Here is an 11,637-nt window from a genome sequence, read left to right as displayed (position 1 = left end):
CGCGTCAGCGCCTACCAGCGTTGATCCGCGCTACTGCTGTTGCAGTCCGGTGATCATGGCGATGATCTCGTTCTTGTCGGTCTTCGCCGTCTCGCGCACGCCGATCTGTTTGCCGCGGCGCAGCACACAGATGCGGTCGGAAAGCCGGAAAACCTGATCGAGGCTATGGCTGATGATCAGAACACCGATGTTGCGCCGCTTCAACGACAGCACGATTTCCTCGACCTTGGCGGTTTCAGCGACGCCCAGTGCTGCGGTCGGTTCGTCAAGCAGGATCAGCTTGCTTGCCCAATGCGTGGCGCGGGCAATCGCCACGCCCTGGCGCTGGCCGCCCGACAGATCGCGGATGGTGGCATGCGCGGAAGGAATGCGCACGTCGAGTTCCTTCACCAGGCTCTCGGTCTCCGCGATCATGCGGCGCCTGTCCAGCAGGCCGAGACCGTTCACCGGCTCCCGGCCCAGAAACATGTTCATGTAGACGCTCTGCTGGTCGGCGAGCGCCAGATCCTGATAGACCACCTCGATGCCGTGCGACCGCGCCATGGTGGCGTTGGACATCGTCACCGTCTCGCCCTCGATGGAGATCGAGCCGGAGGTCGGAGAATGGACGCCGGAAATGATCTTGATCAGAGTCGACTTGCCGGCGCCATTATCGCCGACCAGCGCAACGATCTCGCCCGGATAGACCTCGAGCGAAAAGTTCTCGATTGCGGTGACGCCGCTGAACATCTTGTGGATGTCCTGCAGCTTGAGCACCGGTGCATTTGCCTCGGAAAGGGTCATGACAAATCTCCTAGAGCATTTTTAGCCAAGCGGGATCACCTGGTGTTACAAAAATGCTGCGAAAACAAAAACTTAGAGCATTTCCGCGTTTCCGTGAAAAACAGAAACGCCCTAGACCGGCCAGGCGGCTGTCTCGCCAAAGCTGTTTTCGATGGTCTCGACCTTGGGCTGCCCGTTTGAAATGCCAGAAACGCCGACGACGAAGGCACGGGTGACAAAAGCCTGGCCGCGGAAGCCGAAGACGGCGGTGTCTCCAGGCTTCGGCGCCGACGGGCCGGAGGCATCGATCATCGCGTAATAGTCGATCGCCGAGGGCGGCGGCACCTCGACGCTGCGCAATGCTGTCGCCGCCACGGTGGGCTCTGCGCCGACCAGGGCTTTCACCTCGTAATCCGGAAAGATCGGGTCGATGTAGAAGCCGCCGCCCAGGCAATAGGCCTTGCCTCCTGCAAGATGCGACACCTCAGTCAGGTAGAGAACCGCCGGTAATTCCGGCAAATCTTCCATCACATGCAGCGCGGTCGTGCCATGCAGGCCATTGCCCGGCTCGCATTGTGTCGCGCCGGCATCGGCAAGGGCCTGCAGCATCACCGCCGAAGTGGTGCCCGGTGCATTGATCTCGATATCCTTGCGGCCGGACTTCGCCAGGGTCTCGGCTGCCTTCGACAGGGTCGCAAGGTTGTGCGTCGGCAAGACTTTGCGCGTGGCCTGGTCGAACAGCAGCGCCGGGAAGGTGGTGATGCCAGCGAAACGTCCACCCTCCAGTGCATCCAGGCGATCGGCCACGGCCGTAACATCCGCCGCGACATAGCCTCCCTCATGACCACGATAGAAAGTGTCGCCTTCTGCACGGATGCGCGCCAGCAGAGACTGGCTGCGCCCAACGGCTTTCGCACCGGCCGCAGCTTCTTGCGCCTTGCTGTCGTTGAAGACCGTCCAATAGTCGGGCGCGAAGGTCCTGGCGGCTGCAGCCGCTTCGTGGCGTGCAACCTGCTGCAGATGGCCGAGATGGCCGAGCTTCAACCCGGCCTTGTGGGTGGCGCGCGCGCAGGCCATGTCGACAGCGACAGCGCGATCGATGCCGCCACGCTTGACCGCCTGGCAGAAAGAGCTCGAACGCCCAACCTGTTTGGTCATCGCAAAGGCTTTCAATCCGAGCCGGGCGGCCTCGTCGGCCATCACACGTGCGTTGCGCTCGACCGTGTCCAGGTCGAGGACATAGGCGTTTGCCGGGATCTTGCCTTGCTGATGCAAGGCCATCGCCGCTTCGATGAAAGCCGGGTTGCGGCGGCGCAGAACGTCGAGAAACATGGTTGCTCCTTCAGCGGGACTTTTCGCTCAGCGACACGGCGACTGCAGCCAGGATGATGAGGCCTCTGACGATCATCTGGTCGGAGACCGAAAGACCCATGAGGATGAGGCCGTTGTTGAGCATGCCCATCATCAGCGAGCCAACCAGGGCGCCAATGATCGATCCCCTGCCGCCATTGAGCAGCGTGCCACCGACGATGACGGCGGCGATAACCGTCATCAGATCGGTTTCGCCGAGCGTGTATTTGGCGGCCTGCAGGCGACCGGCATAGAGCAAGCCGGCAAGGCCCGCGAGGCTGCCGCTGATCGCCATGACAGCCAAGCGGATACGCGGCACGCTGATGCCGGATACACTGGCTGCGCGCGCATTGTCACCGGTTGCCAGGACATGGGCGCCGAAACGGGTCTCGCGATAGATGATGTGGCCGATCGCGACGGCGATCGCCGTCCACCAGATCAGCGACGGGATGCCGAGGAACACGCCGGAGCCAAAGAAACCTGTGAAGACACTGTCGGTGACCGGGATGGAGCGCAGGTCCGTCATCGAGCGCGAGACGCCCGCAAACAAGCCAAGCGTCGCCAGCGTCACCAGGAAGGACGGCAGCTTGACATAGGCCACCAGTGCGCCGTTGAGCAGACCGATCAGCAGCCCGGCGCCGAGACCTGCCAGGACACCTGCGACAAGACCGTACTGGCCAAGTGTCACCGCGGCCGCCAGAGCGGCCACCGCGACTGTCGAGCCGATCGAAAGGTCGATTTCGCCGGCTGACATGACGAAGACCAGGCCGATTGCCATGATCGTGGCCGGCGCCGTCTGCAGCACGATGTTGGAAAGATTCCGCACCGTCAGGAAGCCGCTGTCCCTAAGCACCACGGCAAAGAACAGGAAAATGGCCAGGAAGCCGAGATAGACGACATATTGCTGCAGGTTGAAGCGACTGGCCAATCCTTGGCCGGCAGCGCTCGTGTTGGCACTGGACATTATTCTTCCTCCGGGAAAGACAGGGGCTGAAACCCCTGCATCCTTGTTATTTCGTGGCTTCCGCGATGCTCGCGGGCATGTCCTTGTGAAGCGACTTCTTCCAGCCTTCCGCGACGGTCGCTTTGGTGACGGCAAGCGAGTCGACCACCAGGAAAGGCTCCGCCTGCTTGCCGACCAGGGAGCCGGCGGCGGCGCGCGCGACGGTAACGCCGATGTCATAGGCTTCGTCAGCCACCAGCGCTGCGATATTGCCACCCTTGACCATGTCGAGCGCTGCCGGCTCGTTGAGGTCGAGCGTGACGATCTTTGTATGCGTGTTGCCGGCGTTGCGCAGGGTCGACAGCACGCTGAGCGCGGGCTCTGCCCAGGTGACGTAGATGCCGTCGAGGTCCGGGTTCTGGGTGACCATGGCCTGGGCGATCTCTTCGGCGCGCGCGGGATCAGCCATTCCGGCCTCGGCGACGATCTTCATGTCGGGATAGTCTTTTTCGATCGTCGCCTTGAAGGCACCATCGCGCTGATTGGTGACGTAGAAGTCGGCGTCGTGGAAGATGTAGCCGACCTTGCCTTTCTTGCCGAGCGCTTCGGCCATGGCGATGCCGGCCTTGTTGCCCATCTGGAACAGATCGTCTGATACGATGGTGACGTAGTCCTTGCCGTGTTCGTAGCCGGCCGGCGAATTGTCGACGAAGGCCAGCTTCACTCCTGCGGCGCGGGCCGGATCGTAGACGCTTGCCGCACTTGCCGGATCGACCGGCAACGAAACGATGATCGACGGCTTCTTGGCCAGCACCGTTTCCACATCCGCCTTCTGGCGCGCACCGTCGAAACCGGCATCAGTCTGGGCGACCACGGCGATGCCGAGGCGCTTGAACTCGTCCTGGGCGCCACGGTTCACCGCGTTGGTGTATTCGCTCATCTCATGCCAGACCAGCGCTGCGGTGAACTTGCCGTCCCTGATCTTCTGTTCCTGCTCCTGGCTCAACGCCACGCTGGCCGCCGGCGTTGGCTTTTCGCCGTGAGGGCCGGTGGTCACCCCCTCTGCGGCAAAAGTGGACGTTGCTCCCACCAGGCCTGCAAACAGTGCGAAACTCTTGAATTTCATCGACATCATTTCCTCCCGCAGGCCTGTTGAATGGCCCTGCGGCTATGGCCGCAGGGCGGTGCATTACTTCGCGGCGTCGAGCACCGATTTCGGCGCATCGCGGTTGAGCGACTCTTTCCAGCCGGCGGCGACGTTTTCCTTGGTCACGGTCAGCGCGGGTGCCACCACGAAAGCCGGCGTCTGCTGGCCGAGCAGCGATTTCATGCCCGCCGCAGCCATGGCTCGGCCAAGCTCGTAGGCCTTGTCGGCAACAAGTGCCGTGACGTTGCCACCCTTGACCATGTCGAGTGCAACGGGTTCAGCCAGATCGAGCGTAACGATCCTGGTCTTGGTGTTGCCGGCCGAACGCAGGGCCGACAATACGCCGTCGGCAGGTTCGGCCCAGGTCACATAGATGCCGTCCAGGTCCGGGTTCTGCAGCAGCATCGCATTGGCGATCTCTTCGGCGCGAGCCGGATCCGAAATGCCTTTTTCGGCGACGATCTTGATGTCGGGATAGCTCTTTTCGATGGTGGTCTTGAACGCCTGATCGCGCTGGTTGGTCACATAGTAGGTGGCGTCGTGGTAGATGTAACCGACCTTGCCCTTGCTGCCGATCGCCTTGGCGAGCGCATCGGCCGCCTGCTTGCCCATCTGGAACAGATCGTCGGTGACGATCGATGCATAATCGCCGCCCTGCTTGTAGCCGCTGGGCAGGTTGGACAGGAACACCAGCTTGGTGCCGTCCTTGACCGCCTGGCGAAAAGCTTCGGCGGAAGTGACGGGATCAAGCGGCAAGGCCAGGATGATGTTCGGCTTGGCGGCCAGTGCCGTTTCGATGTCGCTGCGCTGGCGGGCCGCATCGAATCCTGCGTCCGTGGTCACGGCAATATCGACGCCCGCACGGGCAAACTCGTCCTTTGCACCGGCCGAGACCGCGTTGGTGAAGTCCGAGGAGGTATGCCACAAGAGGGCAGCCTTGTAGCCCTTGCCTTTCAGCGTGCCGATATCGGCATCCGTGAGTTTGACTTCGGCGCTCGGGGTTGCAGCTTCACCGGCCGGCCCGACAGTTTGCGCGAGAGTGGCGCCGGCGGCCACCGTCAAGCTACCCGCCAATGCGGCAGCCAGCAGTTTCTTCAAGATCATGTTTTCCTCCCGTTATAGCCCACTAGACTGTTGAACTTATTCGATGACACCGCAGTAGCGGGCCATGAAGGCGGCGAAGCCGACGACGCCAGCCAGATACTCCTCGACGTCGACATGCTCCTCGTAGGTATGGCAGTTGCGAATATCGCCCGGAGCGCAATAAACGGCCGGGATGCCGAGTCGGTTGACGAAAAACGGTTGTTCCGACCAGAATGGAGCACCTTCCACGACCCCACGCCCGGCCATGGCTGCAGCCATCTCCGTCGAGAGCATCTGCACCTCCTGGGCCGTTTCGTCGATCTCGGCTGCCGTGCCGCCGAGCGTATGGTCGCGCGCCGCTGGATGAGAGAACTCCACCTGAATTTCCGGATCGGCAATCGCGGCGCGTACGGCCTTCTCGATATCGGCGGCAGCCTCGTCGAGGGATTCACCTGGCAGCAGTTTTCGGATCAGCGACAACGAGCAGCGCTCGGGCACGGCGATGTAGCCGCCACCAGTCAGGCCAGTGATCAGCAGGAAGCTTCGCCCAACCAGCTTGTGCTCGGCCCTTGCCGCAATCTCATCGGAGTGCTTCCACAGCGCGGTCATCACAGCGTGGCTGGCGCGCAGCGCATCCTTGCCCAGTTCCGGCACGCCGAAATAAGCGGATTTACCGGTGATCGTGATGTCGGTGATGAAGAAACCGATCTGCGCCGGATAGACCGACAGCCTGGTCGGTTCGACATAGACGGTGAAATCGGGACGCTCCACCTCGCCCGCTTCGATGCGCGAAACGAAATGCTTGATCCCAGCGGATACGCCCGTGCCGGGCTGGCCGCTTTCCTCATCGCCGACAAAGGCGAAGGCAACGTCACCGGCCAACTTGATCCCGGCTCGGTCCAGCAATGAAAGTGCTGCGAGCGAAGCCGAGATACCAGCCTTCAGATCGCCGGAACCGCGTCCCCAGACGGCATCGTCTATCACTGCCGCGCTGAATGGATCTTCGCGTTCCGTTCCGGCCCAATGTTCGCGCCAGCCATTGACGTGAACCGTATCGGTATGACCGATGAAGAGCAGGCGCTTGCCTTGGCCAGCCCCCTTGCGTTCTGCCCAGATGTTCGGACGGCCAGGCAAGAATTCGGCCGTCTTCAGCCCGGTCAGGCCAAGGCCATGCATCTTCTCCTGGAGATAACCGACGAAATTCGCCTCATTGCCGGTGATGCTCTCCCGCTGCACCGCCCCGCGAAACAGTGCCAGGGCTTCGTCACGGTCGAGGGCAGCACGCAAGCGCGCGGTCAGATCATTCGCGATCACCATCACACCGCCTCCCGAAGTGCAGCACTCATATTGGCGGGCGGCAGCGAGATCCGACCATCAGGTGCGTTAACCCCAAAGAGCGAATTGTGAAGCTGGCCAAGACCGATCGCTGCCGCACCGATGATCGCGGCGCGTGATCCCAGCTCCCCGGTCTCGACGTTGACCGGATAAGGGAAGCACAGCGGCAGGAGGGCCCGCACGCGCGCCAGCATTTCCGGGCGAAGGCCGATCGACCCGCCGAGAATGACTTTCTCCGGGTTGGCGATCGCGGCGATTGCCGCGATACCCCGGGTCAGATAGCGCGCTGTCTCGTCCAGAACCGCAAGTGCTGCCTCGTCTCCCGCTTCGGCCTTTTCGAAGATGACTGGGACGCCAAGCCGCTCGCCGGAAAGCCCTGCATAGCGCTCGATGATGCCGTGCGAGGCGACGGCACGCTCGAAGGCGCCCGTGCGCAACGACTCTGCTTCGAATGGGTCCGCACCCAGCGGCAGGAAACCCAATTCGCCGGCGGCGTTGATGGCGCCGCGCACCAGATGGCCACCAACCATCAGGCCGGAGCCCACACCAGTGCCCAGCGCAACGTAAGCGAGATTGTCGATGCCCTGCCCTTGCCCCAGCCAGTTCTCGCCGAGCACAGCGAGATTGACGTCGTTCTCAAGCATGGCATCGAAACCGAAACCGCGTTCGAATGCCGCGACCACGTCCATGGTGTCGAAGTTGGCGATGTTTGGCGCCATCAGGACCCGACCCGTGACATTGTCCGGCGCCCCCGGAACGCCGATCACAGCCAGGCGGATTTTCTCGCGCGGGATTCCGCGGCGCAACGCAGCCTGGAAGGCCAGGGCGACGATCTGATCGACGATGTGCTGGCCGCCACGCGGGTCGGTCGGAACGGTATCTTCGGCAAAAATCTGACAGGCAAGGTCGGTGATCGCCACCCGTACCTTGGTGCCGCCGAGATCGACGGCAACGATGTAAGCCGCGTCATAGACCAGTTCATAGGTCACGGCGGTGCGCCCGACATGGCCGCTGGTGCGCCCGGTCTCCTGCACCCAGCCATCCTGTTCCAGCGTGCGCACGATCTCCGAAATCGTCTGCTTGGAGAGCCCGGTCTGCTTGGCAATCGATGCACGCGAGATCGGCCCGCCCTGCACGACGGCCTCCATGACCGACCGCTGAGAAAACCGTCTGGAGATGCGCAGACTGTCCGTCATCGCCGCCTCATTAATTCGTTCTATAACCGAACTTATTGCGCAAGCACGAACCCGTCAATTGGGAATCTTGCGCTACAGGGGCGAGAAAAGACAGAATCCGGAACGCCTCAAACAAGCGAATGGTACTGACCTCCCTCAATAAAAACTTCTCATTTCTCTATATGAAATCTATTCCATCCATCCAAATGTGAACTTACTACAGTCTATTTGATGAAATGTACGCTTACAATCGATTCAAAATACAGTCAATTTATAACAGTTGACTCACATATTAGCATTTCATAATTTATGTATTGGGAAGCAATTAAGCAACTCTCGAAGCATGTACGCGAATATAGTCTTGGACGCGGCTGGATTTTTCCAATCCAACCGGGAGGCATCGTCATGCATAAAGTGTTGGTCGTCTATTTCTCACAGACCGGGCAGTTGAGGCGGATCGCCGAATCCGCCGCCGCAGCGCTTACTCAAGCGGCCGGCTTCCATGTGCGATGGCTGCCGCTGAAGCCCAAGAAACCCTATCCGTTCCCCTGGCCATTCTTCGCCTTCTTCGACCAGTTTCCGGAAGCGGTCTACCTTGATCCGCCGGAACTCGAACCGCTCGCGCTGCCGGAGGGTGAGCGGTTCGAGTTGATCATCCTGGCCTACACGGTCTGGTATCTCTCGCCAGCGCCGCCAATCACCGCCTTTCTGAAATCGGTCGAAGCGCGTGCGGTGCTGGCCGGCACCCCGGTGATAACACTGATTGCTTGCCGCAACATGTGGCTGCAGGCGCAGGAGCAGACCAAGCAGCTTCTCGCAGATGCCGGCGCCATGCTGATCGACAACATCGTCCTGACCGATCGCGGCAGCGCGATGAAGACCTTGGTAACGACGCCTCGCTGGATGTTCACCGGGCGGCGCGAGGCCTTCTGGGGCGGTTTCTTTCCACGCGCCGGCATCACCGACGACGACATCAAAGGCGCAGCCCGCTTCGGCCGCGCCATTCTCGCGGCGATACGCGCTGGACCGCTCACCGCCGGAAGCCCGATCGTGGCCGGCCTACGCGCCGCCACGGTCGATGAGCGGCTTATCGCCAGCGAAAAGATCGCGCGGCGCAGCTTCATGCTGTGGGGGCGGTTGTTGCGCCGGTTTGGACGGCAAGGTGATCCAGCGCGCAAGCCGATGATCGTGGCTTGGGCGTGCGTCCTGTTCCTGCTGGCGTTCACGCTGGTACCGATCACCATGGCGCTGCGCATTGTCCTCAAGCCCTTTTGCGAGGGCAGCATCGCCCGACAACGTGCATATTTCGAGCAGCCATCCGGCTCGGCCAATTTCCGCATGGGAGAATTTTCATGACTGCAACCGTCTACCTCACGCGCGCCGCCAAGTTCCTGCCGAACAATCCCGTCGACAACGACAACATGGAAGAGGTGCTCGGCATGATCGACGGCAAACCGTCACGCGCCCGCAGCATTACGCTTCGCAGCAACGGCATCCGCAACCGCTACTATTCGATTTCGCGCTACACGGGTGAGTTGCGTTACACCAATGCGCAGCTGACCGCCGAGGCGGTCCGTGCCTTGACCGATGAAGAATTCCATCTCGAGGACATCGAGCTTTTGTCCTGCGGCACGACGTCGCCGGATCAACTGCTGCCCAACCACGCTTCGATGGTGCATGGCGAGCTGCGCAACGGAACCTGCGAAACGGCGGCGTCGAGCGGTGGCTGCGTATCGGGCGTGCTGGCATTGAAGTATGGCTACATGGCAGTCGCTGCCGGGCTTGTTCAGAACGCCGTCGTCACCGGCTCGGAGATGCTCTCCACTCAGCTCCATGCGCGGAACTTCTCGCCGGAATCCGCCGACAAGGTTGCCGAACTCGAAAAACACGCATCACTTGCCTTCGAAAAGGATTTCTTGCGCTGGATGCTGTCGGACGGCGCCGGGGCGGCCCTGTTGAGTGGAGCGCCTAACCAGCATGGACTTTCGATGCGCATCGACTGGATCGAAATGCGCTCCTATGCCCACGACTACGAAACCTGCATGTTCATGGGAGCGGCAAAACAACCTGACGGCAGCATGAAGGGCTGGAAGGAATATAGCTCGCTGCAGGAAGTGATCGACAATGACGTGCTTTCGCTCGAGCAGGACGTCAAGCTTCTCAACGCCATGGCGGTGCCGGTCACGGTCGCGCGGGGACTCTCCGATATCCTGAAGAAACGCGCACTCGATCCTGACGAAGTCGACTGGTTCCTGCCGCATTATTCGTCGAACTATTTCCGGCCGGTCGTCCAGCGATCATTGCGCGACATGGGTTTCGAGATTCCCGAGCAGCGCTGGTTCACCAATCTTGACCGGGTCGGCAATGTCGGCGCGGCCTCCATGTACCTGATGATCGAGGAACTGCTGAATGGAGGCCACTGCCAGGTTGGCGATGTGGTCCTTTGCTACGTGCCGGAAAGCGCTCGGTTCTCAACCGGCTTCGTCAAGATGACGGTGGTCGACGCGCAGGGCAACACAACCAGGCAATGAGACGTCCTCACGCGGTCTCGTGATCGCAGCCGGACGGAAACATCGACACCAGCCAAGCGGAGCCGACCATGACACATGCGCAAGTTCGCCTGCAGGATGATTTTCAGCCAACGCCATCGCCTTCGGTCCTGGAGTCGACAAAACAGCTTCTCCAGCTGATCACCGGGGCCTGGGCATCGCAGGTCGTCTACGCGGCCGCCAAGCTGCAACTCGCCGATGTACTGGCGGACCGTCCCAGGACGGCCGGCGAAATCGCCGCAACAATTGGCGCGGCCGAGCGGCCGCTCTATCGATTGCTGCGCGCCATGGCTGGCCTCGGCCTGACCGAAGAGGACAGCCAGAGGTGTTTCGATCTTACGCCGATGGGGAAATTGCTGCGCTCTGACCTGCCGAACTCCCTGCATGGGTTTGCCGCGCTCAACGGTGAGGACTGGCACTGGCGCAACTGGGGCGGCATCGTCGATTGCGTAAAAAACGGCGGTCCTGTCTTCGATCGGCTGTTCGACATCCCGGTATTTGCATATCTCGGACGCCACCCGGAGGCTGGGGCCGTCTTCGACGCAGCCATGACCAGCATCACGGGCGGATGGAATCCTGCCGTGCTTGCGGCACTCGAATTTCCCAAGGCCGCCACCATCGTCGACGTCGGCGGTGGTGCGGGGGTCCTGCTTTCAACCATCCTGGAGGCCAATCCGCATCTCGATGGCGTCCTGATCGACCTTCCGGAAGTGACCGGACGCGCGCTTGCCAACTCTCGCCTTGCCGCTGCGATCAGCGCTGGACGATGCAAGGTCGTGGGCGGCAGCTTCTTCGAGCCGATCCCGGTCAAAGGCGACATCCACATCATGAAATTCATCATCCATGACTGGGGCGACGAAGAGGCAAGCGTTATCCTGACCAACAGCCGCAACGCGCTCAAACCGGGCGACCGGCTGATCCTGGTCGAGCAGTTGATCGAACCGGGCAGACCGGCACAGCTCGCCACCCTGACCGACATCGAGATGTTGTTGTTCGTATCGGGAGGCGAGCGCACCGAACAGGAGTTCGCGCAGCTGCTGCGCCGGAATGGCTTCGAGCTGACGAAGATTGTACCAACCGCGGCTCCAGTCTTCATCATCGAGGCGCGGGCGATATGAAAACACCCCACAACTCTGGCCTTGCTCGTGTTCGCCATGCAGGGCAGGCAAGACCGTTCTACCGCAGGCGCCGTCCCAAGCCGGCCGATGAAAGCAAAGCAGCAGAGACACGCGATCCCAAACCGACGCGCGAACAAACCCGCGATCCGCAGCGGCGGAGGTTTACGAAAAACTC

10 protein-coding genes are annotated in these 11,637 nt (G+C 61.5%); 3 read left to right on the top strand and 7 right to left on the bottom strand.

Annotated elements, in window-relative coordinates:
- Positions 1 to 30 precede the first annotated feature (30 nt).
- The 7 genes from AC3WTO_RS01645 to AC3WTO_RS01615 form a co-directional block, all read right to left on the bottom strand.
- On the bottom strand, positions 31 to 783 hold the full coding sequence (locus AC3WTO_RS01645) for an ATP-binding cassette domain-containing protein (RefSeq protein ID WP_492458937.1): 753 nt from the start codon (positions 781 to 783) through the stop codon (positions 31 to 33).
- Positions 784 to 894: 111 nt separating this feature from the next.
- Entirely contained in the window at positions 895 to 2,094 is a 1,200-nt protein-coding gene (locus AC3WTO_RS01640) for an alanine racemase (RefSeq protein ID WP_492458936.1), read from the bottom strand.
- A 10-nt stretch (positions 2,095 to 2,104) separates the two neighbouring features.
- A complete protein-coding gene (locus AC3WTO_RS01635) occupies positions 2,105 to 3,076 on the bottom strand; it encodes an ABC transporter permease (protein ID WP_492458935.1) in 972 nt (323 codons plus the stop codon).
- Positions 3,077 to 3,122: 46 nt separating this feature from the next.
- Positions 3,123 to 4,187 (bottom strand): substrate-binding domain-containing protein, encoded by a 1,065-nt coding sequence (locus AC3WTO_RS01630; RefSeq protein WP_492558400.1) that lies wholly within the window; start codon positions 4,185 to 4,187, stop codon positions 3,123 to 3,125.
- Between the two features lie 57 nt (positions 4,188 to 4,244).
- Positions 4,245 to 5,306 carry a substrate-binding domain-containing protein gene (locus AC3WTO_RS01625; RefSeq protein ID WP_492458933.1) on the bottom strand — a complete coding sequence of 354 codons (1,062 nt, stop codon included), beginning with the start codon at positions 5,304 to 5,306 and terminating at the stop codon, positions 4,245 to 4,247.
- Positions 5,307 to 5,342: 36 nt separating this feature from the next.
- Positions 5,343 to 6,602 carry a M20 family metallopeptidase gene (locus AC3WTO_RS01620; protein ID WP_492458932.1) on the bottom strand — a complete coding sequence of 420 codons (1,260 nt, stop codon included), beginning with the start codon at positions 6,600 to 6,602 and terminating at the stop codon, positions 5,343 to 5,345.
- Positions 6,602 to 7,816, bottom strand: coding sequence for an ROK family transcriptional regulator (locus AC3WTO_RS01615; protein WP_492458931.1), 1,215 nt, complete (start codon positions 7,814 to 7,816; stop codon positions 6,602 to 6,604). The genes AC3WTO_RS01620 and AC3WTO_RS01615 overlap by 1 nt, the downstream gene beginning before the upstream one ends.
- A 384-nt stretch (positions 7,817 to 8,200) precedes the next feature.
- On the opposite strand from AC3WTO_RS01615, the gene AC3WTO_RS01610 reads away from it, so the two are divergent.
- The 3 genes from AC3WTO_RS01610 to AC3WTO_RS01600 all read left to right on the top strand — a co-directional run bounded on the left by AC3WTO_RS01610 (position 8,201) and on the right by AC3WTO_RS01600 (position 11,462).
- On the top strand, positions 8,201 to 9,151 hold the full coding sequence (locus tag AC3WTO_RS01610) for a dialkylresorcinol condensing enzyme (protein WP_492458930.1): 951 nt from the start codon (positions 8,201 to 8,203) through the stop codon (positions 9,149 to 9,151).
- Positions 9,148 to 10,326 carry a beta-ketoacyl-ACP synthase III gene (locus AC3WTO_RS01605; RefSeq protein WP_492458929.1) on the top strand — a complete coding sequence of 393 codons (1,179 nt, stop codon included), beginning with the start codon at positions 9,148 to 9,150 and terminating at the stop codon, positions 10,324 to 10,326. Before AC3WTO_RS01610 ends, AC3WTO_RS01605 begins: the two co-directional genes overlap by 4 nt.
- A gap of 68 nt (positions 10,327 to 10,394) precedes the next feature.
- Positions 10,395 to 11,462 carry a methyltransferase gene (locus tag AC3WTO_RS01600; RefSeq protein ID WP_492458928.1) on the top strand — a complete coding sequence of 356 codons (1,068 nt, stop codon included), beginning with the start codon at positions 10,395 to 10,397 and terminating at the stop codon, positions 11,460 to 11,462.
- Positions 11,463 to 11,637: the final 175 nt, after the last annotated feature.

Source organism: Mesorhizobium sp. EU05-FHT14A09 (assembly GCF_058790995.1).
This window is presented reverse-complemented; position numbering and strand designations above follow the sequence as displayed.

What these genes read in the sequence shown, in the direction of transcription:
- AC3WTO_RS01645 (WP_492458937.1), bottom strand. Translation starts at nt 783, where the DNA reads ATGACCCTTTCCGAGGCAAATGCACCGGTGCTCAAGCTGCAGGACATC.
- AC3WTO_RS01640 (WP_492458936.1), bottom strand. Translation starts at nt 2,094, where the DNA reads ATGTTTCTCGACGTTCTGCGCCGCCGCAACCCGGCTTTCATCGAAGCG.
- AC3WTO_RS01635 (WP_492458935.1), bottom strand. Translation starts at nt 3,076, where the DNA reads ATGTCCAGTGCCAACACGAGCGCTGCCGGCCAAGGATTGGCCAGTCGC.
- AC3WTO_RS01630 (WP_492558400.1), bottom strand. Translation starts at nt 4,187, where the DNA reads ATGTCGATGAAATTCAAGAGTTTCGCACTGTTTGCAGGCCTGGTGGGA.
- AC3WTO_RS01625 (WP_492458933.1), bottom strand. Translation starts at nt 5,306, where the DNA reads ATGATCTTGAAGAAACTGCTGGCTGCCGCATTGGCGGGTAGCTTGACG.
- AC3WTO_RS01620 (WP_492458932.1), bottom strand. Translation starts at nt 6,602, where the DNA reads ATGGTGATCGCGAATGATCTGACCGCGCGCTTGCGTGCTGCCCTCGAC.
- AC3WTO_RS01615 (WP_492458931.1), bottom strand. Translation starts at nt 7,816, where the DNA reads ATGACGGACAGTCTGCGCATCTCCAGACGGTTTTCTCAGCGGTCGGTC.
- AC3WTO_RS01610 (WP_492458930.1), top strand. Translation starts at nt 8,201, where the DNA reads ATGCATAAAGTGTTGGTCGTCTATTTCTCACAGACCGGGCAGTTGAGG.
- AC3WTO_RS01605 (WP_492458929.1), top strand. Translation starts at nt 9,148, where the DNA reads ATGACTGCAACCGTCTACCTCACGCGCGCCGCCAAGTTCCTGCCGAAC.
- AC3WTO_RS01600 (WP_492458928.1), top strand. Translation starts at nt 10,395, where the DNA reads ATGACACATGCGCAAGTTCGCCTGCAGGATGATTTTCAGCCAACGCCA.